Below are 26,139 nucleotides of genomic sequence, written 5' to 3' on the forward strand. Positions count from 1 at the left end.
GATCTCCGCCCGCGGAGATACCCAGGGGCTGTCGTCCCTTCCCAATGCACGAGAAGGAGAACCCGTGAAAGCCATACCCTCTGTTATCCGTTCGCCGCTGATGACCGGCCTGCTGCTCACTGTCAGTCTGCCCGCCGCCGCAGATCTGGCCGTACTGCAATACCACCACGTCAGTGACGACACGCCGGCCGCGACCAGCACCACGCCGGCGCTGTTCGACCAGCAACTGGAGCTGATCGACACACTGTCGTTGCCGGTGGAACCGCTGCGGACCGCCACCGAGCACGCGCTGTCCGGACAGATGGGCGCCGATCCGGCGGTGGCGATTACCTTCGACGACGCCTACACCTCGGTTTACACCACCGCCGCCCCCAAACTGCTGGAGCGGGACTGGCCCTTCACGGTCTTCGTCAATACCGACGCCATCAATGAGGGCCGCCACGACTACATGACCTGGGATCAACTGAAGGAGCTGGCCAGCCATCCGCAAGTCACCATCGCCAACCACAGCGCCGATCACGGCCACCTGGTGCGCAAGCTCGATGAAAGCGAGGAACACTGGCAGCAGCGGGCAGCCGCCAGCCTGGACCAGGCGCAGTCGACCCTGGCCAGCAAGCTCGGCACGGACGCGCCGCTGTTTGCCTACCCCTACGGCGAATTCGATGAGAACCTGGAAGCCCTGATCCAGGCACGGGACTGGTACGGCTACGGCCAGCATTCCGGCGCGGTCGGGGAAAGCTCCGGCGCTACCCGCCTGCCCCGCTTCCCAATGGCCAACGCCTACGGGCAGATGGAGGGCCTGAAAGACAAACTGCTCAGCCGCGCCCTGCCGGTTGACGCGAACACGCTGCCGGACGGCCGTCTGCCTGAGAATCCCCCCACCCTGGCCCTGGACCTGCCGGAGTCGCTGCGGGCGTCCGCCCTGACCTGCTTTGGCTCCGGCGTGGGACAGCTGGATGTGGAACCGACCGGCAACGGCAACCGGGTGACGATCACCGCCGACCAGCCCTTCAACAGCCGCCGTTTCCGCTACAACTGCACCTATCCGGCCGGCGAAGGGCGCTACTACTGGCAGTCGGTCCAGTGGCTGGACCGGAGCCAGCCGGAAGACTGATCCGACCGCTCAAGGCGCCAACTGCACCAGCCCCAGCAAACCGCTGTGGGCGTGGTGCAGCACCCGGGGCCCCGCCTCACTCTCGATAACGGTCTGGCCCACCTGGTCCTGCTGGCGCGACAGGATCAGCAGCCAGCGCTCGCCCCGGCCCGGGAAAACCGGTACCCGCGCCTCCAGGTAACCCAGTCGGTGCCAGTTCTCGGCGGCGTAGTCGAAAGCCAGGTCGGTAACCAGTCGCTGCACGGCCATCTCTTCATCGAGGAAAACCAGCGTCGGCACGAAGACGGTGTTGTCGATATAGGACCGAACCTGCGCCACGAACGCTGAAACTGCGGCCGGTTCCGGCAACCGCACCAGCCGATAGACGCTCTCCCCGGAGGCAAATCGGTAGGTTGGCGCCAGGTCGTCCAGGTCCAACTGGAATTCCCGGGAATCGTCCCATTGCGCCAGGTCCGTGACCGGCAGCCCGCCGCAGCACCGCTCCCGCCAACGCTGAAGCAGCGTCCCGTCGCGGTCGATGCCGAGTACGGCCAGGGTCTCGCGATTCGCCGCCGGCACCACGCCGGGCCGGCTTTCAATCACTAAACCTGGCGTCAGCGATGGCGCGGACTCCGCACGCGGTTCCTTCTCGAATCCAGGCTTCGGGCGATAGTAGTCAACCCGCAGGTTGCCGTGGGCGTCCCGCCAGGTGAAGTACGGCAGCGGATCGCCGTCCCGGACAAAGCCGTCCCGGGCCAGCGCGTCGCCGTCGGGAAAGTTTTCCAGGGTATATTCGGTGTCGTCGGCAGCCCGGTTCCCGGAATGCTCTGCCGATGCCGGCCGGGGGGAATCCGGTACGCGCGTTGAACGTCGCGGGACAGCTTCGGGCGCCGCCGTTGCCTTCCCGGGCTCGTTAGCATCACGCGTCGAGGCGACCGGTTCGTCAGGCTCCTGAAGGTGGTCGTTTTCGACCCGCCGTGCGGCTGCGGGCTTCTCACCTGGCTTCTCAGTGCTCCCCCGGGACCGGGCGTCGTCCGCCGCCGTGGTGTTGCCTTCGCTGCCTTCACTGCGCCGCGCCTCTTCCACTTTCCGGGCCCGCGCCTCAAGCGGGTCAGCCCCGTCCCGAATCAGGGTATGGTGCACATTGCCGTGCTCGTCGACCCAGGTGAAATAGCGCTTGTCGGCCTGCGCCGGCGGGGCCATCGCTAGCCCCAGCCCGACCCCAAACAACAACGCCCGCTGTATTTGCCCAATCACGCCTGCTCCTCCTAGAACCGCGTCCTGAAACTCAGGCCGGCCATCACCACTCGCAGCGAGGTCTTCACATCCAGACCCGCGTAAGGGTTATAGATGATGTTCGTGATCCCCGTGCAGTTGACGTTGCAGCTGGAATTGGCGGGAATCTCCTCCACCGAGTGCAGGTAACTGAGGTTCATATCGATCTGCGTGTCCCGGTCCCAACGATATCCCAACCCCACGCTATAGAGTTTGGTGTCGCCAAACGGCGCCATCACCTGGCGCTGGTCGTCCGGGATCACCGAATCGCGGATTTCCAGCCCCGCGCGCAGGTCCAGCCGGGACGACGCGTGGTATTCCATGCCGAAACCCCAGGTCCACTGGTCCTTGAAGCCCAACGGGAGTCGCAGCGAATTGGGCGTCGCGTTGTCCGGCGACAGGATGCGCGCCGCGTTAAGGAACTCCAGGTTGCGGTCAAACTGGAAGTTCAGGGCATCCCACTCGGAGAAATCGGTCCAGCCCACATCCGCATTCAGTGTCAGCTTGGGGTGGACATCGACGCTGATACCGGTCTGGAAATGCTGCGGATAGGTCAGGTTCAGGCTGACGTTACCCGACTCCCGCGGCGCGCCGGACGGCAGGCTCAGGATGGCCGAGCCGACCGCGCCGATGATCGAGCTGTTGACGCTCTGCCAGAAGCCGGACCAGTCCTCGGTGTACTCGATGGCAAACGAGCCCTTCATGTTCATGTCCGCTTCCGAGGTGTAGCTCGCCCCCCAGCGGAACCAGTCGGTGGGCTCCCACATCACCCCCAGGGAGTAGTTCGGCGAGACGGTTTCCTGGACGTCGATACTCAGCGCGCCGATATCATCCCAGGGCCCCACGTTGCCGCCACAGAGCGCAAGCCACGGCGCCAGCGGCTCGTCACCGGTTTCACAGTTGAAGGCATCCTGCAGCACTTCCGCCACCCCCAGCAGCATGTTGGGCGCCCGCATGTACTGGTCGGCCGCAACGCCCATGTGGGAAATCTGGACACCGGCCCCCACCGACCATTCGTCGTTGATCTCGTAGCCCACCGTCGGCGCCAAATACGTGGTCCGCTGCAGGGCCGTCGCTTTGGGCTGGTAACGGCCCGGGTCTTCCTTTTCCCGGTAGTAGCCCGCCGCCATGGGCATGTAGAAGGCGTTGGCAAACGTCAGCTTGGAACCCGGCGACTGAACGCTGATCCCCGCCGACGGCGCCAGGGCCGGCCCCTTGGGCAGCTTCTGGATACCGTAACCGGGCACATAGAGGGCAACGTTGTTGGTGTGACTGTGACTGTTGGCGATGGGGTCCCGCTGTTCGCCAGTCAGGGGGTCGGTTTCCAGGCCATCGATGCCGAAGATTTCGTAGCCTTTCGGGGCGGTGAAATCGGCGTCGATATCCATGTAGATGCCCATCAGGTTGACCTCGAACTGCCGCCCCTCCAGCTTGGTCAGGCCCGCCGGGTTGTAGTGCACGGCCATGATCCCCGGTGGATCGGCCGTCACCGCATTACCCAGGGCCAGCGCCTTGGGATGAATGGTCAGGTTCTGGGTCATTTGCGCCTGAACGCTGCCGGCGAGCAGCCCAGCCACCAGCGTCCCCGCCAGTCGCAGTGCGTTGGAGTCGGATCGCATATCGTGAATCCCCTGCCTTCGTTGCGCTTTGGGTCGGCTCACTCCTTGAGTCCCGAGAAGTTGATGGGCAGGGAAAGCCCGATGTTGAAGTCCGGTGCGTCTTCGGTGAGACCAATGCCGACGCTGGTGTTGAGGATGGTGGTGTCACTCACCCGGGTGCCGAGGGAAAAGCTGAGAAACCCGGTCATCTGGTCCTGGGCGACGGCTTCGGTGCCGTCACTGAATGACAGGGTGGTCTCGTCGCTGTAGCTGATCTGGGTGGAGACGCTCAACGAAATGTCGTAGGACAGGGAATAGGCAAAGCCCAGCGAGCCCGACAGACCGAACCCAGGCTCCACTTCCGTCAGCAGGCGGGCACCACGGACCTGATCCAGGCCGTCTTCCTTGACGTTGTAGCTGGCGCTGGCCGAGCCGAACAGCACCACCGGATCGAGCACCTTGGACAGGCTGGCCCCGCCGGACACCGTGTAATAGCCCGAGCCGGTCGAGAGCTGCCGCCGGATATCAATCTCGTAGGGACTGACCCCGGTCTTGGTGGTGATCGAGGTAAACAGCGTGGTGGACATCTGGCCCGGCACGTAGGCGCTGGGCTGCCAGCGGGCGGTGAAAGAAACGTCGCCCACGTCGTAGATTTCCAGCTCGTCCTGGGTGTCGTACTTGACCACCAGCGGCAGTCGCGCACCGATGGTCAGGTTGTCGAACAGGCCATAATCGTAGGAAAAGGCGTTGGTGAAGCTGTGGGTGGCGGACGGCACGATGTCCAGGTTCCGTACCGAGCCATCGGAGATTTCCAGGTCCAGCCGCTGGTCGCCGGTGTAGGAATAATCGAACGAGTATGTCAGGGCGTGAGTGCCCTCCGCCTGCAGCGAATAGTTTTTCTCCGCGGACTCGAAGACTTCCTCCAGCTGTTTGGTGGCATCCTCGTCCCCCTCCTGCCTGGACAGGGCTTCTCGCGCCTGATCGGCGTTGTCGTCCTGTGCCAGCGCCAGCATCGGCTGGCCGGCGGCGGAAAAGATGATCAAACCTCGCACTACCCAACGCTTCATCCGAGTTCCCTTTTATTCTTGGAATAGGTCTGGCTGACGGGCCCCGCTCCCGCAATCAGTTGCGGCGGTAATAGAGTTGTTTGCGGGTGTTCTCGACCGTGCCGTCAGGATTGTTCTTCTGTTGTTCCAGCAGATTGTTGATGCGACGTTCGGTCGCCTCGTAAAAATCAGGAATGGTGTCCATCGCCAACAGCGTCATCGTCTGGTCGTCGACAAAACGCATGTCCTCGTCGCTCAGCTGAAGCACATCGAGCGGCTTCTCTTCGCCGGGAAACACGATGAACAGGACGTTGTCGTCCCACTTTTCCTCAAACTGAACCAGCGGAAAGGAAATGTTGCCGATGGACGGATCCGCCAGGAAAACCCGATCGTCGCGGATCGCGCGCAGCACCACGAAATGCTTGAAGCCGGCATGATGAATGGGAACGATGGCCGGATGATCCAGCTCCCGGAGGTCTTCGACGTTGGCGCGGAACCCCCCTGAGGGATAACCCAGCGCGGTGACCAGCCGTTTCATGTCGAGCATGGAGAAGGCGCGGCGCTGCACGATCCGTTCGCTCTCGCCGTAGTGGAGCAGCCCCTCCATTACCTGGCGCTCGTTCAGGTTGCGCCCCAGGTAATAGCGCAGCACCGTGGTCAGCGCGGCCGAACCGCAACTGTAGTCGTAGGCCTGGCGCACGATATGGCGATAGCGCTGTTCGACCAGAGGCGCCACGGTGAACTCGCTACGCAGGGTCTGTGGCGAGGCGTCGTAATCCTGTTCGATCACGATGTCCCGTGGGCCGAAGGGTTCCACGTCGGTAGCTTCCCGGACCATCGCGAATGTCAGCAAGGACCCGGCCAGGACCAGCATCATGGCAATATCGCTTCCCTGTTAAATGGGCACAGGTCTTCTGGAGCACATTGGATTGTCTGATTAGCGGTCGGTGCGCTCTGCGCGGCGGTCGTTATCATTGTTGTGCGCGTGCCTGGCGTTACATCTTGTAACGGGAAGATACCGAATCGATACCGCGCTTAAAGATAACTGTGCCTCATTCGGTAGAGCCGGATCGGCTTGCGGGCACCGCTTTTGCGAGCCAGTTCACGCCGTGGAATGACAGGCGAACGAAAGCCGCCAGAGACAGTGGCTGATCATTGCAGAGAGGGAAAAGCGGAAATCGGGAAGGAAATCCGGGCACCCGCCGGCCGGCGGGTGCCCGTAACAGGCCGGTTTACAGCAGCAGATGACGCAGGTCTTCCAGACCCGCCCGCAGCGTGTTGGTGAACCGGGCCGCGTCAGCGCCGTTGATCGCACGATGGTCGTACGACAGCGACAGCGGCAGCATCAGCCGCGGCTGGAAGGCGGAGCCGTCCCAGACCGGGGCCATCTTGGACTTGGAAACACCCAGGATTGCCACTTCCGGCGTGTTGACGATCGGCGTGAACGCCGTGCCGCCAATGCCGCCGAGGCTGGTGATGGTGAAGCAGGCACCCTGCATGTCCTTGGGGCCCAGCTTCTTGTCGCGCGCTTTCTGGGCCATGACCTGGCACTCTTCCGCCAGCTCCCACAGGCCCTTCTGGTCGACGTTGCGAATCACCGGAACCACCAGGCCATCCGGCGTATCCACGGCGATGCCGATGTGGATGTAGCGCTTCTGGATGACTTCCTTCTTCTCCATGTCCAGGGACACGTTGAAGTTCGGGTGCTCGGCCAGTGCCTTGGCGCAGATCTTCAGCAGGAACGCCATGGGCGTCAGCTTCACGCCGCGCTTCTCACCTTCGGCTTTCTTCGACTTGCGGAAGTCCTCCATCTCGGTGATGTCGGCTTCCTCAAACTGGGTCACGTGCGGCACGTTGAGCCAGCTGCGCTGCATGCTGTCCGCCGTCAGCTTCATCAGGCGGCTCATGCTCTGGCGCTCGATCTCACCGAACTGGCTGAAGTCCGGCAGTTTCACCGCCGGCAAGCCCGCCCCGGCCGGAGACGCATCCTGCTGCACCTTGGCCAGAGCCTGCTTGATGTACTTCTCGACGTCCTCTTTGAGGATGCGGTTCTTGGGACCACTGCCCTGGATGCGGCCCAGGTCGGCGCCCAGTTCCCGCGCCAGACGGCGCACCGCCGGGCCAGCGTGAACCTTCTTGCCCGACTTGGCCGCCGGCTCAGCCGCAGCCGTCGGTTGGCTGGCCGGCGCCGGTTCGGACTTGGCCGGGGCTGCCGGCCTGGACTCCGGCTGGGCCGCCGGAGCCGGTGCGGCAGCGCCGCCGCTGGTCTCGATCTGGCCAACCACGTCGCCTTCGCTGATGCGATCACCAACGCTGACGCTGATGGCCTTGACTTTACCCGCGGCCGGAGCCGGCAGTTCGACGGAGGCCTTGTCGGATTCGACCACCAGGATCGGGTCTTCCTCGGCCACGTCGTCGCCTGCTGCGACGCTGATCTCGATGACTTCCACCGAGTCGGCACCACCCAGGTCGGGCACCACGATGTCTTCGCTGCCACCGCCGGACGCAGCAGGCGCAGACGCCGCCGGTGCTTCGGCCGGTTTCTCGGCAGCCGGAGCGGACTCGGCCGCCGCCGGCGCGGATCCGCCCGCGGTTTCGATCTGGCCGATCACGTCGCCTTCGCTGATGCTGTCACCCACGCTCACGGACAGCGCCTTGAGGGTGCCGCCCGCCGGCGCCGGCAGTTCCACCGATGCCTTGTCGGACTCGACCACCAGGATGGCGTCCTCCGCCTCCAGGCTGTCACCGACCTTCGCGCTGATTTCGATGACTTCGACGGAATCGGCACCGCCCAGGTCCGGCACGACGATGTCTTCGACACCGCCGCCCGAGCTTGGGGCCGGCGCTTCTTCCTGGGCCGGAGCCGGCTCGGCTTCAGCCTTGGCCGGGGCGTCCTCTTCAGCGGCGCTGTCGGCGGTTTCGCCCTCGCCCGCTTCGATCTGGCCAACCACGTCACCCTCGCTGAGGCTGTCACCGACGCTGACGTTCAGCGCGGTGATCTTGCCGCCCTTGGGTGCCGGCAGCTCGACGCTGGCCTTGTCCGATTCCAGGACCAGGATGGGATCCTCTTCGGCCACGGTATCGCCCACTTTGACGCTGATCTCGATGACTTCGACCGATTCCGAACCACCCAGGTCGGGAACACGAATATCTTCTGCCATGATGCTGTGTCTCCTTGCCGGTTTACTTCAGAACGGGATCGGTCGCGTCGGCATCGATGCCGAATTCGCGGATGGCATCCTCGACCACTTCAGGCTTGATCTTGCCCTGGCGTGCCAGGGAGCCCAGTGCGGCAACCACGACGTGGCCACGGTCGACTTCGAAGTGACGACGCAGCTTCTCGCGGGTGTCACTGCGGCCGAAGCCGTCGGTGCCCAACACGGTATAGTCGCCCTTGACCCAGGCGCGAACCTGGTCGGCGTACAGGCGCATGTAGTCGGTGGATGCGATCACCGGCGCATCGGAGTCGCCCAGCACTTCCTCAATGTACGGTGTGCGCGGACGGGACGCCGGATGCAGGCGGTTCCAGCGGTCGATGTGACGGCCGTCGCGCGCCAGCTCGTTGAAGCTGGTGACGCTGTAGACGTCGGAGGCCACGTCGTACTTCTCCGCCAGGATCTTGCCGGCTTCACGCACCTCATTGAGGATGGTGCCGCTGCCCATCAGGCGTACAGAGTGCTTGGCTTTCTTGCCGCCGTTCTCTTCCAGCTTGTAGATACCCCGGATGATGCCGTCTTCCACGCCTTCCGGCATGGCCGGGTGCGCGTAGTTCTCGTTCATCAGGGTGATGTAGTAGTACACGTCCTCGTTGTCGCCGTACATGCGCTGCATGCCGTGGCGCACGATGACCGCGATTTCGTAGGCGAACGTCGGGTCATAGGACACGCAGTTCGGCACGGTGGCGGACAGCACGTGGCTGTGGCCGTCCTGGTGCTGCAGGCCTTCGCCGTTCAGCGTGGTCCGGCCGGCGGTACCACCCAGCAGGAAGCCGCGGGAACGCATGTCACCAGCAGCCCAGCACAGGTCGCCGACACGCTGGAAACCGAACATCGAGTAGAAGATGTAGAACGGGATCAGCGGGTAGTCGTTGGTGCTGTAGGACGTCGCGGCGGCAATCCAGGCGGACATGGCACCGGCTTCGTTGATGCCTTCCTGCAGGATCTGGCCCTTGCGGTCCTCACGGTAGTACATGATCTGGTTACGGTCGTTGGGCGTGTACTTCTGCCCCTCGGCCGTGTACAGCCCGACCTGGCGGAACATACCGTCCATACCGAAAGTACGGGCTTCGTCCGGCACGATCGGCACCACTCGGGAACCAATCTGCTTGTCTTTGATCAGCGTGCCCAGCATGCGCACGAACGCCATCGTCGTGGACAGCTCGCGGTCGCCACTGGATTCCAGCTGCGCCTTGAAGTTCTCCAGCGGCGGGATAGTCAGCGGCTGACTCTCGGTGCGACGACGCGGCAGGCTGCCGCCCAGTTTGTCGCGCATCTTCTTCATGTACTGCATTTCCGGGGAATCCGGCGCCGGACGGTAGTACGGCATGCCTTCGATTTCGTCGTCGGAAATGGGCACACCGAAGCGGTCACGGAATTCCTTGATGGTTTCCATGCTCAGCTTCTTCTGCTGGTGCGCGGTGTTCTGCGCCTGGCCTTGTTCGCCGAAGCCGTAGCCCTTGATGGTGTGGGCCAGGATCACGGTCGGGCCACCCTTGTGGTTGACCGCTTCGTGATAAGCCGCGTAGACCTTGTACGGGTCGTGGCCGCCGCGGTTCAGGGCGTAGATGTCGTCGTCGGACATGTGCTCGACGCGCTTGAGCAGCTCCGGATCGCGACCGAAGAAGTTCTGGCGCACGTAGCCACCGCCGTTGGACTTGAAGTTCTGCATCTCGCCATCGACGGCTTCGTCCATGACCTTCTGCATGCGGCCATCGTCGTCCTGTTCGAACAACGGATCCCACAGGCGGCCCCAGACAACCTTGAGCACGTTCCAGTTGGCGCCACGGAAGATGCCTTCCAGCTCCTGGATGATCTTGCCGTTACCGCGCACCGGGCCATCCAGGCGCTGCAGGTTGCAGTTGACCACGAAAATGAGGTTGTCGAGCTTCTCTCGACCGGCCAGACCGATGGCACCCAGCGTTTCCGGCTCGTCGCACTCACCGTCACCAATGAAGCACCATACCTTGCGGTCCGCGCCCTGCGTCTGCTCGCGGTTCTGCAGGTACTTCATCACGTGCGCCTGGTAGATCGCCTGGATCGGGCCCAGACCCATGGATACAGTCGGGAATTGCCAGTAATCCGGCATCAGCCAGGGGTGCGGATAGGAAGACAGGCCGTTGCCGTCCACCTCGTTACGGAAGTTGTCCAGCTGCTCTTCGCTCAGTCGGCCTTCCAGGTAGGAACGCGCGTAGATGCCCGGCGAGATATGGCCCTGGAAGTACACCAGGTCGCCTTCGCGGGTTTCATCGCCGGCGTGGAAGAAGTAGTTGTAGCCCACATCCATCAGAGTGGCGATGGATGAGAAAGAGTGGATATGGCCACCCAGCTCGCCCGGACGCTTGTTGGCCCGGATAACCGTGGCCAGGGCGTTCCAGCGGATCAGGGAGCGGATACGACGCTCCATGAACAGGTCACCCGGCATACGCGCCTCGCGACTGGCGGGGATCGTGTTGCGGTACGGCGTGTTGACGCTGTACGGCAGCATCGTACCTTCCCGGCTGGCACGCTCGCCCAGACGCTCAAGCAGAAATGCTGCCCGGTCAAGCCCTTCCTCACTCAGTACGGATTCGAGGGATTCAATCCATTCCCCGGTTTCCGTCGGATCTTCATCATGCAACATTCAATATCTCCTCGTGCGGAAGCTGGGCGCGACCCGGCTTGGTGAATGACTGGTCGTTACGGAGCGAACCTGTTCATAATGGCGGGAACCACTACCATCGGAGGGAACCACTACCGATCAGGGTTGGCGTAAGCCAGGCGACCTTATACCAGAACGCGGCCCTGTTAAGTCCTACGACTTTTGTAGTAATTAATAAATCAATGTATATTTGAGGCGCTCTATAATAGGGTTTTTTTGCTATTATTTACAACAAAAGAGCTTGATCCAGATGGTCATGACAACAACAGTCGAGCCCGGTCAGCGCACCTTCATCAGCGCCAAAACCTTATCACCACAAGCCCCAACGGCGCTCATTAGCCGGGAAAAATTCAATGACGTGCTGCATGAAACGAATAGCGTAGGCCTGCTTCTCGTACAGGCGCCGGCCGGCTATGGCAAAACCACCACCCTGGCCGAACGGTTGGCAGCGCTCCAGGCCGACAGCGCCTGGTTCCGTCTCGATGCGCCCGACAACGACCCTGCCCTGTTCGCCGCCTACCTGGCACACGCCCTGGAAGAAGCGCGACCGGGCACCTGTCCGCAAACCGTAAAGACGCTCTCGGACACAGGCTTCGATAACCTGCAGGCATTCCTGACCCATCTGCTGGCCGAGATGCCGCTCGAGGCAGACCCTCTTTACCTAGTCCTCGACGATTACCACTTGATGACATCGCCCGAGATCCACGATGCCATCCGTTTCCTGCTGCGTCACCAGCCCGGCTACCTGGTACTGGTCCTGCTGACCCGCACTGCGCCGCCGATCGGCGTGGCGCAGTTACGCATGCAGGGACGCATGCTGGAAATCACCGCCCGCGATCTGGGCTTCGACGCCGACGAAGCCCAGCACTATTTCGAAAGCCGGCTGCGCTACGAGGTCTCCCGCGAGAGCATCGAGCGCGCCGTGCGACGGGTGGAGGGCTGGATTTCCGCCCTGCAACTGGTGGCCGCGCACGCCCACACCAGCGTCGAATTCAACACCATGGTGGAGCAATTCGAGGACGGCAACCAGTTCATCTTCGACTATTTCGACGAACTCATCGGCCGCCAGCTGGATACCGATGCCCTGGGCTTCCTGTTACGCACCAGCATCCTGGACCGGTTCAACGCTTTCCTGGCCATGCGCGTGGCCGGCCACAGCGACGGCCAGGCCCTGCTCAACCAGCTGATCAGCCGCGGCTATTTCGTCATGGCACTGGACAGCAGCGGCCTCTGGTTCCGCTACCACCCACTGTTCAGCGCCTACCTGCGCCACCTGCTGGCCTGCTCGGCCCAGGAAAACCCTCGCAGCCTGCACCAGAAAGCCTGTGATGCCTGGCGCGAGATGGGCAGCCCCGAGGACGCCGCCCGCCACGCCGTGAAGGCCCAGGACCCGGAACGCATCGTCAGTCTGCTCAAGCAACACGGCCGCTCCTTCTTTACAGAGGGGCTGTTCACCCTGCTGCAACAGTGCCTGGACGCCCTGTCTCCGGCGAGTATCGCCGACGAGCCCATGCTCACCCTGCTGCGCGCCTGGGTGGCACAGAGTCAGTACAAGTCGGACGAGGTGGAGCAGTGGCTGGCCGCGGCGGAAGCCAAGCTCAAGGAGCATCTGAGCGAGGACGACCTGCGTTCGGTGCAATGCGAATTCAGTGCCGTGCGCGCCCAGGTGGCGATGAACTTCGGCGACTCACACACCGCGCTGGGGTTGGCCACCGACGCCCTGGAACAGGAGGCTCGCTTTCTGCCCACGTCCAAGGTGGCCGCCGCGTCGGTGATGGGCGAAGCTCTGTTCGTCGAAGGCCACCTCAAGGAAGCCCTGGCGCGAATGCAGGAAACCGAAACCCTGGCGCGCGCCCACGGCGCCCACCAGAACGTGATCTGGGCCTTGTGCCAGCAGTCGGAAATCAGCGTTGCCATGGGCCTGCTGCAGAAAGCCTATAACGTCCAGGAGCGCGCGTTCCAGTATGCTGAAGAGCATCACCTGCACCACCTCCCGATTCTGGAATTCCTGTTCCGCATCCGCAGCCAGGTCATGTGGGAATGGCATCATCTTGAGAACGCCGAGCGCTGCGCCCTGCAGGGCATCGAGATCCTCGAAGCCCAGGGCGAGCGCTGGCACCTGCAGAGCTACACCACCCTGGCCAAGGTGGCCCAGGCCCGTGGGCGCCAGACCCTGTGCGCCGACTACGTGCAGAAGATCCAGAAGATGCTGGCCTCCGGCGAATACCACATCGACTGGGTCGCCAACTCGCACGCCACCATGCTCTCTTTCTGGGATGCGGTGCGTGACCGCGATGCCATCCAGCGCTGGCTGACGGCGGCGCCGGAGTACACCATCGACGACGCCACCAACCACTTCCTGCAATGCAATGCCCGCAACTGGGCTCGCGCCTACCTCAGCCTGGAGCAGCCGGAGAAGGCCCGCCCGATTCTCGAGGGATTGCAGCAGGTGGCCGAGCGCACCGGCCTGCAGACGGACCTCAACCGCAACCACATCGCCCTGTCGCATCTCTACTGGCAGCTGGAGAACCGCGACCAGGCCCTGCACCACATGCGCGAGGCGCTGACCCTGGCCAGCACCACCGGCGCCGTGGGCAGCTTCCTGCGCCTGGGCAAGGTGCTGATCAATGTCCTCAAGGGCCTGATCAGCGACCAGTTGATCGACGGTATGGAACTGCAGCGGGCGGAGCGTCTGATCCAGCTTTCCCAGCAGCAGCGTGATTTCAGCCGGGCCATCCGCATTACCCTGGACGAAGCCATCATTCAGGACATCATCGACCGTCCGGACGTGCCCGAACTGATCCGCACCTCGCCGCTGACCCGGCGTGAGTGGCAGATTCTCAGCCTGATCCACGCCGGCCTGTCCAACGACCAGATTGCCGAACATCTGAAAGTGGCGGCGACCACCGTCAAGACGCACATCCGTAGCCTCTATCAGAAACAGAACATCACGCACCGCTCGGAAGCCATCGAACTGGCCCGCGACCTGCTCAGCAAGATACAGGGGGAGTGATGCGAAAGCCGACGGGGACGGACTCCGGGGCGCCGGCCCGCCCAACGCCGGGAAGCTCCTCCGCCCCTCTCCTCCCCCGGACTACGCCACCATAATTACCGCCGGGAGGATGCCCGGGCCAGCACAAGCGCGCACCATAAAGCGATGACAAGAACAAGGGACTCCTTCCCCCCAACCGACTTTGTAGTGAGTGAGGCATGACAAGAACCGATTCCGACTGGTGGCGCGGCGCCGTCATCTACCAGGTCTATCCACGCAGCTTCTTCGATTCCAACGGCGACGGTATCGGCGATCTGCCGGGCGTGACCGCCAAACTGGATTACATCGCCGACCTGAACGTGGACGCCATCTGGCTGTCCCCTTTCTTCACCTCCCCGATGAAAGATTTCGGCTATGACGTATCCGACTACCGCGGCGTGGATCCTATCTTCGGGACACTGGACGACCTGGACAAGCTGATCGCCGAAGCGCACCAGCGCGGCCTGAAAATCATGATCGACCAAGTGCTCAGCCATTCCTCCGACCAGCATGCCTGGTTCAAGGAAAGCCGCGCCAGCCGCGACAATCCCAAGGCGGACTGGTACGTCTGGGCGGACGCCCGCGAGGACGGCACGCCGCCCAACAACTGGCTGTCCGTCTTCGGCGGCTCCGCCTGGGCCTGGGACAGCCGTCGCCGCCAGTACTACCTGCACAACTTCCTGGCCAGCCAGCCGGACCTGAACTTCCATAACCCGGAGCTGCAGGACCAGATGCTCGAGGAAGTGCGCTTCTGGCTGGAGCGCGGCGTGGACGGGTTCCGCCTGGACGCCATCAACTTCTGCTTCCACGATCCCGAGCTGCGTGACAACCCGCCCAGCCAGGCGGTTCAGGAAGCCTCTATCGGCGTGCGCAAGGAAAACCCCTACGCCTACCAGTACCACAAGTACGACAAGACACAGCCGGAGAACCTCGTGTTCCTGCAGCGTCTGCGCGCGCTGCTCGACGAGTATCCGGGCACGACCACGGTCGGCGAGATCGGCGACGACAATTCACTGCAGACCATGGCGGATTACACCGGCAACGGCGACAAGCTGCACATGGCCTACTCGTTCGACCTGCTCACCGAGCAGACCGGCGCCGATTTTATCCGCCACACGGTGGAGACCATCGAATCCAACCTGACCGACGGCTGGCCCTGCTGGGCGATCGGTAACCACGATGTGGCCCGCGTCGCCAGCCGCTGGCGCGCCCAGTCGCCGGAGCAGCTCAAGCTGTTCATGATCGCCCTGCTGACCCTGCGTGGCAGCGTCTGCCTGTACCAGGGCGAGGAACTGGGGCTGACCGAAGCCGAGCTGGCGTTCGAGGATCTGGTGGATCCCTACGGCATCAGTTTCTGGCCGGAGTACAAGGGCCGCGATGGCTGCCGCACGCCCATGCCGTGGCAGCACGATGCGGACCAGGCGGGCTTCTCGTCCGGCAAGCCCTGGCTTCCGGTGGCCGCGGATCACAAGGCGGCCGCCATTGACGTCCAGGGCGCGGCTCCGGACTCGGTGCTCAACGCCTACCGGGCCTTCCTGGGCTGGCGCCGTGAGCAGGACGTGTTGCTGGCCGGCGCCATCGAATTCCACGACAGCCCGGCCGACACCCTGCTGTTCAGCCGCCGCGACGGCGACCGGCACCTGCTGGTCGCGCTGAACTTCGGCAGCGAAAGCGTCACACTGGATTTGCCGGCCTCCGCGCAGCCGATCACCGGCACACCGGGTTGCCTGAAAGGCGACTGGCAGGGAACCCAGGTGACCCTGCCGGCTTATGGCGCCGGTGTCGCCGAAGTATAAGCCGTACGGTACCGGGGCCCTGTGCCCCGGACGAATCAAGACCGACAACGAAGAATCAGGACTATGGCAAGCGTCACTCTCAGAAACGTCTACAAGCGCTTCGGCCATGCCGAAGTCACCCGCAACGTGAACCTGGACATTCAGGACGGCGAGTTCGTGGTGTTCGTCGGCCCGTCGGGCTGCGGCAAGTCCACCCTGTTGCGCATGATCGCAGGCCTTGAGGACATCTCCGACGGCGAGCTGTTCATCGGCAACGAAAGGGTCAACGACAAGCCGCCCAAGGATCGTGAAGTGGGCATGGTGTTCCAGTCCTACGCCCTCTACCCGCACATGGACGTGGCCGAGAACATGGCTTTCGGGCTCAAGCTGGCCAGCGTGAAAAAGGATGAGATCGACCGTCGCGTACAGGACGCCGCCCGCCTGCTGCAACTGGACAACCTGCTGGAGCGCAAACCCAAGGATCTGTCCGGCGGGCAGCGCCAGCGCGTGGCCATTGGCCGCACCATCGTGCGCGAGCCCGCGGTGTTCCTGTTCGACGAGCCGCTGTCCAACCTGGACGCCTCCCTGCGTGTGCAGATGCGCATCGAGATTTCCAGCCTGCACAAACGCCTGGGTGCCACCATGATCTACGTGACCCACGACCAGGTGGAAGCCATGACCATGGCGGACAAGATCGTCGCCCTCGACGGCGGCGCCATCGCCCAGGTGGGCAAACCGCTGGAACTGTACCACTATCCGGCCAACCGCTTTGTGGCGGGCTTCATCGGCTCCCCCAAGATGAACTTCATCGACTGCGATGTGGCCGACGCCAGCAGCCAGGAAGTCACCGTGAACCTGCCGGGCGCCACGCAGATGACACTACCGATTAACGGCGGCGAACTTTCCGCCGGGGAAACGGTCACATTGGGCATTCGGCCGGAGCACTTTTCCGCGCAGGAAGACAGTGCCATGTCCATTCAGGGAACCGTCAACGTGGTCGAGCGGCTCGGCTACCAGACCCTGGTCCACCTGAACGTCGAAGGCATTGACGGCATCATCACCATGCGCACCGAGGGGACCAACCCCGTGCAGGAAGGCGATCCCGTCACCATCGGTATCAAGCCGGAGATGTGCCACCTGTTCCGTCAGGACGGCGCGGCTTGTCCACGGCTCTTCCACGAGCCGTGTGTCGATCTCTGATCGACGATCTCCTCACACTCTTTTTGACCATTTGTCACGTTATCGCCCGCCTCGCCGCGGGCTTTTTTTCGCCTGCTCCCCCGGTACCTCCCCCACAACATGCCGCCGAAGCATAAGCTCCGGAGGGCCCTCTAAAGGGCCCCTTGCTTCATCCTGCAAGCAACCAAGAGCCAACGGCGGTAAAACTCCCAAGCCTGAAAGAAGCGAAGGGATACCCTCGCCGAAGGAAGGACAGGGACGTCCTGGTCGCTATTACGGCCAGGGACGGCCGTTAATAGCAGCGTAGGCGAGGGTATCCCTTCGCTTCCCACTGGAGCCCGAATTCCTTAGCTGATGAGATCCGGAGTACGCGAGCCGCCTATCGCAAGACGGCCAACTGGATAAAGAAGCCCATACCCCCCGCCTATGCCGTAACACACCTCCCTCCATGGCCTTCTATCCCGGCCAGGGCCTACCTGCCCCTTCTTCAGCAAGGGTTTCCATGAGCTTCAATCGATCTTTTGAGGCGTCGCAGGAGGGGCTTTCCAATCCGAGGGAGGGAATCGGGCCCTTCACGCCCTCCGAAGCTTAAGCTTCGGCGACATGTTTGCGGGAACGCATGGGGCCATAACGCAAAAAGCCCCGGAACAGCCTATATCCGGGGTCGCGTAGGAGGAGGAGCAAAGGTGGAAGACGCAACAACGTCCGCGCAAGCAGGCGGACGGGCCACCAGGCAGCCCGCCCGCGGGGATCGCTAGCCCTTGACGCCACCGGCGGTGAGCCCGCCGACGATCCATTTCTGGCAATACAGGAAGATCAACGTGATCGGCAGCCCCGACAGCACCGCCGCGGCGGCGAAATCGCCCCACAGGTAGTTCTGCTCGTAAAGGTACTGCTGAGCCCCGACCGCCAGCGTGAGCTTGTCGGTGTCCACCAGCAGGATCGAGGCCATCGGGTATTCCATAATGGTCATGATGAACGCCAGGATGAACACCACCATCAAGATCGGCACCGACAGCGGCAGCAGGATGTAGCGGAACGCCTGCCAGGTGGTGGCACCGTCGACGATGGCCGCCTCCTCCAGGGATCGATCGATGGAGTCGAAGTAGCCCTTGATCGTCCAGATGTGTAGCGCCATACCGCCCAGCGACGCCACGATTACCGCGCCGTGGGTATTCAGCCCCAGCCAGCTGACGTGGTTGCCGATTTCATCGAAAAGCGCGTACAGCGCCACCAGCGACAGCACCGGCGGGAACATCTGGAAAATCAGCATCGACTTCAGGACAAAGCCCTTACCGGCAAAACGCATGCGCGCGAAGGCGTAGGCCGCCGTGGTGGACAAGGCCAGGATCAGCACGGACGAGATCACCGCCACCTTGATGGAGTTCCACAGCCACAGCAGCACCGGGAACGGCGGCTGGGTCACGTTACCCGCCGCATCGGTGTACGGGATACCCAGCGCCAGGGACCAGTGTTCCAGCGAGGGCGTTTCCGGCAGCAGACTGCCGGTGGCAAAGTTACCGCTGCGGAAGGAGATGGAAATCACCATCAGCAGCGGGAACAGGATCAGTGCGATAAAGCACAGCAGGCCCAGGTGTGAGGCCAGCACCCGGTATTTCGTCGAACGCGGTTCTACCATCGCCATAGCCGCCTCCTAGACCTTGACTTTGGACAGTTTGAGGTTGATCAGGGACAACGCCCCCACCACCAGGAAGATGACCGTCGCGATCGCCGCCGCCAGACCAAAGTTCTGGCCGGAATCCTGGAAGGCAATGCGGTAGGTGTAGCTCACCAGCAGGTCGGTCGTGCCCGCCGGGGTGCTAGCACCGATGATGTCGGGCGCGCCGCCGGTCAACAGGGCAATCAATACGAAGTTGTTGAAGTTGAAGGCGAAGCTGGCGATCAGCAACGGTGCCAGGGGCTTGAGGATCAACGGGAACGTGATGTTCATCAGGTTGTTGATCGGGCCCGCGCCGTCCATGGCCGAAGCCTCATACAGGTCCCTCGGGATCGCCTGCAGCAGCCCCATGCACAGCAGCATCATGTAGGGGTAGCCGAGCCAGGTGTTGACGATCAGAATCATCGTCCGCGCCATGGCCGGGTCGCTGAACCAGTCCGGGCGCATGCCAAACAGGTTCTCAAGCACCAGGTTGATCTCACCGAAGTTCTGGTTGAACAGGCCCTTGAAAACGAGAATCGAGATAAACGCCGGCACCGCGTATGGCAGGATCAGCATGGTGCGGTAGAAGCCTTTGGCGCGGATCTGGTCCCACTGCAGCAGGTTGGCCAGCAGCAGCCCCAGCACCAGCGTGAAGACCACCGTGCCCACCGAGAACAGCAGTGTCCAGATGAAAATCTGCACGAACGGGCCGCTGATCGACGGATCGGTGATGACCTTCAGGTAGTTGTCCCAGCCGGTGTTGACGGTCCAGCCCGGCACCAGTCGCTCGCCCTCGGCAGTCTCGTAGAAACCGGCGTCGTTATTGGGGAAATAGACCTCCCCGGTGCGAGTGTTGGTCAGGGTGTCGTTGCCGCTCTTCTCGTACAGCGGCTGGATCGCCGCGAACGCGCGCAGGCTCGCCATGGTCAGCTCGCGCCCGTCCTCCAGCGTCAGGCTCAGGGATTTGAGTGCGTCCCGCTGCTGGATGATGTCGCGAATCTGCAGCGGCTCGCCGGCCGGCGCCACGCCTGGCTCGACGCCCACGGTGGTTTCGCCGTCCAGTTGGAAAGGAGCGGAACGCAGGGACCGGCCCTGCCCTTCCAGCACCATCACGTAGCCCTCGCCAGTCTGATACAGCTCGTAGGGATAGCGCGCCGACTCGGACTGGTAGGAGCGGCCCAGCAGGTTTTCCTGCACCCGCTCGAAGCTCAGCAGGTTACTGGCACTGTAGTTGGTGAAGCCGATGCCTACGGTGTAGAGCAGCGGGAACACGACGAAAACCGCCATGCCGGCCACCGCCGGGTAAATGTAGCGATGGGCGTACATGCGGCGGTTGACGAAGACAAAGACCGCCGAGGCGGTCAGCACCAGGAACAGCATCGCGAACACGAATTCGCGCTGGGCGTAGAGGGCAAAGATCAGGTAGAGCGCCATGCCGACCACGGCGGCCAGGACGCCCCACTTAAGAAGATTTCGGCTCATGAAAGGTCTGTTGGCTGTGCGCGGGTAGGACAGCGTGTCACTTAGCATTGTAGTCAGCCCCGTCGATTGTCGCCTGCGGGTCGTTCACGCACGACCGCATCCGGCAGCGGCCGAAGCCGCCGCCGGTCAGAGGCTTTTTATCGGGTGATTCGGTTGGCCGCGGTATCCAGGGCTTCCTGGACGCTCTGACGGCCGGAGGTGATGTTCTGCAGGGCCGGTGCCATGGACGACCAGAAGGCACCCATGGCCGGCACGCTCGGCATCGGCTCGCCCAGCTCGGCGTTCTCGAAAGTCGCCTTGATGTGCGGGTTGCCGGCGGACAGCTCGTCCATCAGTTCCTTGTTGGCGACAGCACCCAGAGGCACGTCGTCGTCCACCATCTTCAGACCCTTGACGGACAGCGCGTAGTTCTCCAGGAACTCCACGGCCAAGTCCTTGTTGGGGCTGGCACTGTTCAGGGTTGCCGCCATGACACCCACCATCGGCTTGGGTGTTTCACCGTTGATGGTCGGCAGCGTGGTCACGCCGAAGTCGATGCCGCTTTTCTTCAGGTTGGCCCAGGCCCAGGGACCGTTGATCATCATCGCCAGTTCGCCCTTGTTGAACTGGGCATCCATGGCGCCATAGTCCGCACCGCGTGGCATCACGCCCTGCTCGATCAGGTCGGCCAGTACCTGCGCGCCGGCCACAGCGCCGTCGGTATTCACGCCGGTGTCGCCGACGTCATAGCCGTTGGCGGTTTCCTTGAAGATGTAACCGCCGTCGGCGGCCAGGAGCGGCCAGGTGAAGTAGGTGTTGTTGTAATCCCAGAGGATGGCCTTCTTGCCCTGTTCGGCGAGTTTCTTGTCCAGCGCGGGGATTTCCTCGAAGGTCTTCGGCGGCTCGGGCACCAGATCCTTGTTGTAGATCAGGCCGATGGACTCCACGGCCATGGGATAGCCGTACACCTTGCCGTCGACGGTCACCGCATCCCAGGTGAAGTCATAGCTGGCGTCGCGAGTGGACTGGGAGGGGTTGAGCTCGGCGATCAGGCCGCTTTGCGCCCATTCGCCGAAGCGGTCGTGGGCCCAGATGAAAATGTCGGGACCGTTGCCGGTAGCAGCGGCCTGCTGGAACTTGTCGGTCGCGCTGTCGGGATGAGCGACCTCGACGGGAATGCCGGTTTCTTCGGCGAACCAGTCGCCCACTTGCTGCAGGCCGTTATAGCCCTTGTCACCGTTGATCCAGACGACCAGTTTTCCTTCTTCGATCTCCGCCTGGGCCGGAGAAACAACACCCATTGTCGCGAGCATGGAGACAGCCAGGGTGCTGCGGATAAAGTTTCGGCGATTCATTGTGTCAGTACCTCTTCTGTTCTCTGCCTTATTGTTTTTGTCCGGTGACACCGGAAGGGCATCGGCACCGGATACTTAATGTTTGTATTTATTCCGATCATCGTCATCGTCCGTAAAAACCGCAATGCGGGCATCAGCCCTGATTTCAATCGCCGAGGCGTAGAACGGGGGAGTAGGGGGCGTAGTCGTTTCCGTCTACCCAAGCGGCTTCGGCTTTGCTTACATGCGGCGTTATAACAAGCGGCGGCAGCCTTTCCCGCCCAACAACAACCCACAGCCGGAGTTCCAGATGGCCACGAAACCACTCCCCCTCCTGGCGGCAACCTGCGCGCTATTGACAGGCTGCGCCGGACACGCTGCCAACGGCGCTCTCGACAGCACCGCCCAGCCCAGCAATCAACGCGCGATGCAGTCCGATATCTGCCCCGCCGCGACAAAGCCGGTCAGCATACCGGTCGGCTCCACCTTCCGCGAGGGCGAATGGCTGCGCGACGCCTACTCCGGCGCCAGGGTCCAGGTCAGCGACGGCCAGGTTACCCTCGCCCCGGCGCCCAACGCCGAGGGCCTGATCCTGCTGGAGGCCGCCGACCCACAACCGCAAAGCTTCGAGTGGGCCGGCGCCACGGTCTATTTCGCCATCACCGACCGCTTTGCCAACGGCCGCACGGACAACGACCACGCCTACGGTCGTCACGACGACGGCGAGCAGGACATCGGCACCTTTCATGGCGGAGACTTCGCCGGCCTCGCCGACCGCCTGGATTACCTGGCCGAGCTGGGCGTGGAGGCCCTGTGGATCTCACCGCCGGTGGAGCAGATCCACGGCTGGGTCGGTGGCGGGGATCAGGGCGACTTCCGCCACTACGGCTACCACGGCTACTACGCCCTGGATTTCACGCGGCCGGACGCCGCCTTCGGCACGGAGGCAGAGTTCCGGGAACTGGTGGACCAGGCCCATCAGCGCGGCATCCGCGTGGTCATGGACATCGTCATGAACCACCCGGGCTACAGCACCCTGCAGGACATGCAGGATTTCGGTTTCGGCGGTCTGTTCGAGGGCTTCGAAAAATACCTGCCCGAGCGCTGGGGCGACTGGCAGCCGGAATCCTGGGAGAACCTGCACGCCTACCACGCCCTGATCGATTACGATCATCCGGCCTGGTCACGCTGGTGGGGTAAGGACTGGGTCCGTGCCGGCATTGCCGACTATCCGGATGCGCCCAGCGTGACGCTCGATCCGGTCAAGGGCTCCCTGTCCTTCCTGCCGGATTTCCGCACCGATTCGAAGGAACCGGTGGACCTGCCCGTCTTCCTGGCTGAAAAAGACGATAGCCGAGCCCGCAACCTGCCCAACGCGACGGTGCGCGACTACCTGATCCAGTGGCACAGCGACTGGGTGCGCCGCTTCGGCATCGACGGCTTCCGGGTGGACACGGTCAAGCACGTGGAGCCCGAAGCCTGGGCCGAGCTCAAAGTCGCCGCCCAGGCAGCGCTGGACGACTACCGGGCCGACCATCCGGACGCCGTCCTGCCCGCCGAAGATTTCTGGATGGTGGGCGAGGTCTTCCCGCATTCGGTGACCCGCAGCCACTATTACGACAACGGCTTCGACGCGATCATCAACTTTGACCTGCAGGACGACGCCCTGGCCGGCGCCGAGTGCCTGCCGGACATGGACAGCATCTACGCCGAGTACAGCGACGCCCTGCACGGTGACACGCCCTTCAACGTGATGAGCTACATTTCCTCCCACGACACGCGGCTGTTCAGCAGCGAGGCCCACCAGGACCCGCAGCTGCAAAAGCGCGTGGCCGCCGCCCTGCTCTTTTCACCCGGAACCGTGCAGGTCTTCTACGGGGACGAGAGCGGCCGCGCGGACGGGCCCAACGGCTCGGACCCGCACCAGGGCACCCGCTCGGACATGAACTGGAACGCGCTTGAAGATCCGCAAACCGCCGCTATCCTGGCGCACTGGCGTCAACTCGGCCAGTTCCGGCAACGGCACCCGGCGATCGGCGCCGGACGGCACCAGAAGCTGTCCGAATCGCCCTACACCTTTTCCCGCGTCAGCGACGACGACCGCGTGGTCATCGCCTTCGCGCGACGCTAGCGTGATACCAGAACAACAGGAGTCCTCTTGATGACATCGCCCTACCCCGACCTGATCCTTGGTTTCATGCGCCTGTCGGATTACCCCGACCTGGCCAGCCCAACGGCCCTGGCCGACTGGATCGAGGCCCGCCTGGACCAGGGCCTGGACACCTTCGACCACGCCGACATCTACGGCGACACCCGGTGCGAGTCGGCGTTCGGCGAGGCCCTGCGAGCCCGTCCGGCACTGCGCCAGCGCCTGCGGGTCATCACCAAGACTGACATCGTCCACGCCCGGGACGGCGTGGTGAAGCACTATCGTGCCGAGGGTGGCTACGTCGCCAGCGCTATCGACGCTTCCCTGCAACGCCTGGCCATGGAGCAGATCGACACCTTCCTGATCCATCGACCCGACCCGCTGATGGACTCGGCGTCCGTGGCGCGGGCGCTGGAGGACGCGGTGCGGGCCGGCAAGGTCGCGCGTATCGGCGTCTCCAACTTCCTGCCGGAACAGTGGCGCTGGCTGCAGGCCAATACCGAGCTGCCGCTGGTGTGCAACCAGAGCGAACTGTCCCTGCGCGCCAACGCCGCGCTGTCCGACGGCACGCTCGAAGCGCACCTGCGCGACAACCTGCACTGGCTGGCCTGGTCACCGCTGGGCGGCGGCGCCTTGCAGGAAGGCGCGCTGGCCGAAACGCTAAAACGCCTGCAGGAGGACACCGGACTGTCCGCCACCGCACTGGCCGTGGCCTGGCTGCGGATGATTCCGGGCCAGCCGACGCCGGTGCTGGGCTCGATGAAGCCGGGTCGCATTGAGGAAGCCCTGGCGGGCCTGAACGCGGAATTGAAACGGACGGACTGGTTTGCGCTGCTCGAAGCGGCGCGGGGACAGGAAGTGCCTTAGGCTGGGCTGGCCGCTGTCAGAGCGACAATCGCCGCTCTCATCGTCTCGCTGGAACGGTTGTCTTTCTGCCATAAAAAAACGGGGCCTCAGCAAGGCCCCGTTTTTGTTACCGGAACGTCCCGGCGATCACACCGCCTTGGCGGCAATGATCTTCTCGTGCCACTCGACCGGGCCGGTCTGGTGCACAGAGCTGCCCTTGGAATCGACGGCAACCGTCACCGGCATGTCTTCCACCTCGAACTCGTAGATGGCTTCCATACCCAGTTCCTCGAAGGCCACCACTTCGGCGTTCTTGATCGCCTTGGACACCAGGTAGGCCGAACCGCCGACGGCCATCAGGTAGACCGCGCCGAACTCCTTGATGGCGTCAATGGCCACCTGGCCTCGCTCGGCCTTGCCGATCATGCCGGTCAGGCCGGTCTTCTCGAGCATGGTGTGGGTGAACTTGTCCATGCGGGTCGCGGTGGTCGGACCCGCGGGGCCCACCACTTCCTCGCGCACCGGATCGACCGGGCCCACGTAGTAGATGAAGCGGCCCTTCAGATCGACCGGCAGCTTCTCGCCCTTCTCGATCATGTCGACCATCTTCTTGTGGGCCGCGTCACGGCCGGTCAGCATCTTGCCGGACAGCAGGACGGTCTCGCCCGGCTTCCAGTCGCGCACGTCTTCCGGCGTCACCGTGTCCAGGTTGACGCGACGCACGTTGTCGCCCACTTCCCAGGTAATCTCCGGCCAGTCGTCCAGGCTCGGCGGCGTCTGCAGTGACGCGCCGGAGCCGTCCAGCACGAAGTGGGCGTGGCGGGTCGCCGCGCAGTTCGGGATGATCGCCACCGGCTTGTTGGCCGCGTGGGTCGGGTAATCCTTGACCTTCACGTCCAGCACGGTGGTCAGGCCGCCCAGGCCCTGGGCACCGATGCCCAGATCGTTCACCTTGTCGAACAGCTCCAGACGCAGTTCCTCGGAACGATCAGAAGCGCCGCGAGCTTTCAGGTCATGGATATCGATCGGGTCCAGCAGGGATTCCTTGGCCAGCTCCATCGCCTTTTCAGCGGTGCCGCCGATACCGATGCCCAGCATGCCCGGCGGACACCAGCCCGCGCCCATCTGCGGAACCATTTTCAGGACCCAGTCGACCACCGAATCGGACGGGTTCAGCATGGCGAACTTGGACTTGGCCTCAGAGCCACCGCCCTTCGCCGCCACGTGCACCTCAACCTTGTCGCCCGGCACCAGCTTGTGGTGAATCACCGCCGGCGTGTTGTCCTTGGTGTTCTGGCGCTTGCCGTCCGGATCCGCCAGGACCGAGGCGCGCAGCACGTTGTCCGGATGGGTATAGGCGCGACGCACGCCTTCGTTGACCATGTCGTCCAGGGACATCTGCGCGTCCCACTGCACGTCCATGCCGACTTCAACAAAGACCGTGACGATGCCGGTGTCCTGACAGATCGGACGCTTGCCCTGGGCGCACATGCGGGAGTTGATCAGGATCTGGGCCATGGCGTCCTTGGCCGCCTGGGATTCTTCCCGCAGGTAGGCCTCGTGGACGGCCTGGATAAAATCCTTCGGGTGATAGTAGGAAATGAACTGCAGCGCATCGGCAACGCTTTCGATCAGGTCGTCCTGGCGAATCACGGTGGTCATATTGGCTCTCATCGGTTGTGGTTTTTTCCGTTTGCCGGTGAGCCGGCGCTGGCGCCCCGGGCAAACGATCAAAAATTGCGCCACATTGTACCCGATCTGACGGGCCGAATCAGCGTGTGGCCTGCTTTGGCTCACGCGGTGACGTGCAAGGGTCCGTTACCGAAAGCGTACAAC

General features: G+C 63.3%; 16 protein-coding genes. 6 read left to right on the plus strand and 10 right to left on the minus strand.

Features of this window, described 5'->3' with window-relative positions; genetic code table 11:
• Nucleotides 1-64 precede the first annotated feature (64 nt).
• On the plus strand, nucleotides 65-1,114 hold the full coding sequence (locus DKK67_RS11680; protein WP_322873910.1) for a polysaccharide deacetylase family protein: 1,050 nt from the start codon (nucleotides 65-67) through the stop codon (nucleotides 1,112-1,114).
• Nucleotides 1,115-1,123: 9 nt separating this feature from the next.
• Here DKK67_RS11680 and DKK67_RS11685 read toward each other — a convergent pair whose 3' ends face one another.
• The 6 genes from DKK67_RS11685 to aceE all read right to left on the minus strand — a co-directional run bounded on the left by DKK67_RS11685 (nucleotide 1,124) and on the right by aceE (nucleotide 10,850).
• Nucleotides 1,124-2,350 carry a MalM family protein gene (locus DKK67_RS11685; RefSeq protein ID WP_162628823.1) on the minus strand — a complete coding sequence of 409 codons (1,227 nt, stop codon included), beginning with the start codon at nucleotides 2,348-2,350 and terminating at the stop codon, nucleotides 1,124-1,126.
• Between the two features lie 11 nt (nucleotides 2,351-2,361).
• Complete coding sequence (locus tag DKK67_RS11690; RefSeq protein ID WP_228160627.1) at nucleotides 2,362-3,909, minus strand: OmpP1/FadL family transporter; 1,548 nt, start codon at nucleotides 3,907-3,909, stop codon at nucleotides 2,362-2,364.
• Between the two features lie 116 nt (nucleotides 3,910-4,025).
• On the minus strand, nucleotides 4,026-5,033 hold the full coding sequence (locus DKK67_RS11695; RefSeq protein ID WP_111496505.1) for a transporter: 1,008 nt from the start codon (nucleotides 5,031-5,033) through the stop codon (nucleotides 4,026-4,028).
• 55 nt (nucleotides 5,034-5,088) lie between these two features.
• On the minus strand, nucleotides 5,089-5,889 hold the full coding sequence (locus tag DKK67_RS11700) for a C39 family peptidase (RefSeq protein WP_111496506.1): 801 nt from the start codon (nucleotides 5,887-5,889) through the stop codon (nucleotides 5,089-5,091).
• 355 nt (nucleotides 5,890-6,244) lie between these two features.
• The gene (gene aceF, locus DKK67_RS11705; RefSeq protein WP_162628824.1) at nucleotides 6,245-8,173 is read right to left on the minus strand and encodes a pyruvate dehydrogenase complex dihydrolipoyllysine-residue acetyltransferase; all 1,929 of its coding nucleotides are present in this window, start codon (nucleotides 8,171-8,173) and stop codon (nucleotides 6,245-6,247) included.
• Nucleotides 8,174-8,195: 22 nt separating this feature from the next.
• A complete protein-coding gene (gene aceE, locus DKK67_RS11710; RefSeq protein ID WP_111496508.1) occupies nucleotides 8,196-10,850 on the minus strand; it encodes a pyruvate dehydrogenase (acetyl-transferring), homodimeric type in 2,655 nt (884 codons plus the stop codon).
• 274 nt (nucleotides 10,851-11,124) lie between these two features.
• Here aceE and malT point away from each other — a divergent pair, with 274 nt between their 5' ends.
• The 3 genes from malT (at nucleotide 11,125) to malK (ending at nucleotide 16,874) form a co-directional block, all read left to right on the plus strand.
• Nucleotides 11,125-13,881 (plus strand): HTH-type transcriptional regulator MalT, encoded by a 2,757-nt coding sequence (gene malT, locus DKK67_RS11715; protein WP_111496879.1) that lies wholly within the window; start codon nucleotides 11,125-11,127, stop codon nucleotides 13,879-13,881.
• Between the two features lie 197 nt (nucleotides 13,882-14,078).
• Nucleotides 14,079-15,695 (plus strand): alpha-glucosidase family protein, encoded by a 1,617-nt coding sequence (locus tag DKK67_RS11720; protein WP_111496509.1) that lies wholly within the window; start codon nucleotides 14,079-14,081, stop codon nucleotides 15,693-15,695.
• Between the two features lie 63 nt (nucleotides 15,696-15,758).
• Nucleotides 15,759-16,874 carry a maltose/maltodextrin ABC transporter ATP-binding protein MalK gene (gene malK / locus DKK67_RS11725; protein WP_111496510.1) on the plus strand — a complete coding sequence of 372 codons (1,116 nt, stop codon included), beginning with the start codon at nucleotides 15,759-15,761 and terminating at the stop codon, nucleotides 16,872-16,874.
• Between the two features lie 733 nt (nucleotides 16,875-17,607).
• On the opposite strand, the gene malG is transcribed toward malK, so the two are convergent.
• From malG to malE, 3 genes are all read right to left on the minus strand, one after another.
• Entirely contained in the window at nucleotides 17,608-18,498 is an 891-nt protein-coding gene (gene malG, locus DKK67_RS11730; RefSeq protein WP_111496511.1) for a maltose ABC transporter permease MalG, read from the minus strand.
• 9 nt (nucleotides 18,499-18,507) lie between these two features.
• On the minus strand, nucleotides 18,508-19,995 hold the full coding sequence (gene malF, locus DKK67_RS11735) for a maltose ABC transporter permease MalF (RefSeq protein WP_111496512.1): 1,488 nt from the start codon (nucleotides 19,993-19,995) through the stop codon (nucleotides 18,508-18,510).
• A gap of 137 nt (nucleotides 19,996-20,132) precedes the next feature.
• Nucleotides 20,133-21,329, minus strand: coding sequence for a maltose/maltodextrin ABC transporter substrate-binding protein MalE (gene malE, locus DKK67_RS11740; protein ID WP_111496513.1), 1,197 nt, complete (start codon nucleotides 21,327-21,329; stop codon nucleotides 20,133-20,135).
• A gap of 289 nt (nucleotides 21,330-21,618) precedes the next feature.
• On the opposite strand from malE, the gene DKK67_RS11745 reads away from it, so the two are divergent.
• Both DKK67_RS11745 and DKK67_RS11750 read left to right on the plus strand, forming a co-directional pair.
• Nucleotides 21,619-23,439 carry an alpha-amylase gene (locus tag DKK67_RS11745; protein ID WP_111496514.1) on the plus strand — a complete coding sequence of 607 codons (1,821 nt, stop codon included), beginning with the start codon at nucleotides 21,619-21,621 and terminating at the stop codon, nucleotides 23,437-23,439.
• 30 nt (nucleotides 23,440-23,469) lie between these two features.
• On the plus strand, nucleotides 23,470-24,324 hold the full coding sequence (locus DKK67_RS11750) for an aldo/keto reductase (protein WP_111496515.1): 855 nt from the start codon (nucleotides 23,470-23,472) through the stop codon (nucleotides 24,322-24,324).
• Between the two features lie 126 nt (nucleotides 24,325-24,450).
• Here the strand turns inward: DKK67_RS11750 and DKK67_RS11755 are convergent, their stop codons facing one another.
• Entirely contained in the window at nucleotides 24,451-25,965 is a 1,515-nt protein-coding gene (locus DKK67_RS11755) for a fumarate hydratase (protein ID WP_111496516.1), read from the minus strand.
• Nucleotides 25,966-26,139: the final 174 nt, after the last annotated feature.

It is taken from the genome of Marinobacter bohaiensis, assembly GCF_003258515.1.
Taxonomy (GTDB): Bacteria; Pseudomonadota; Gammaproteobacteria; order Pseudomonadales; family Oleiphilaceae; genus Marinobacter_A; species Marinobacter_A bohaiensis.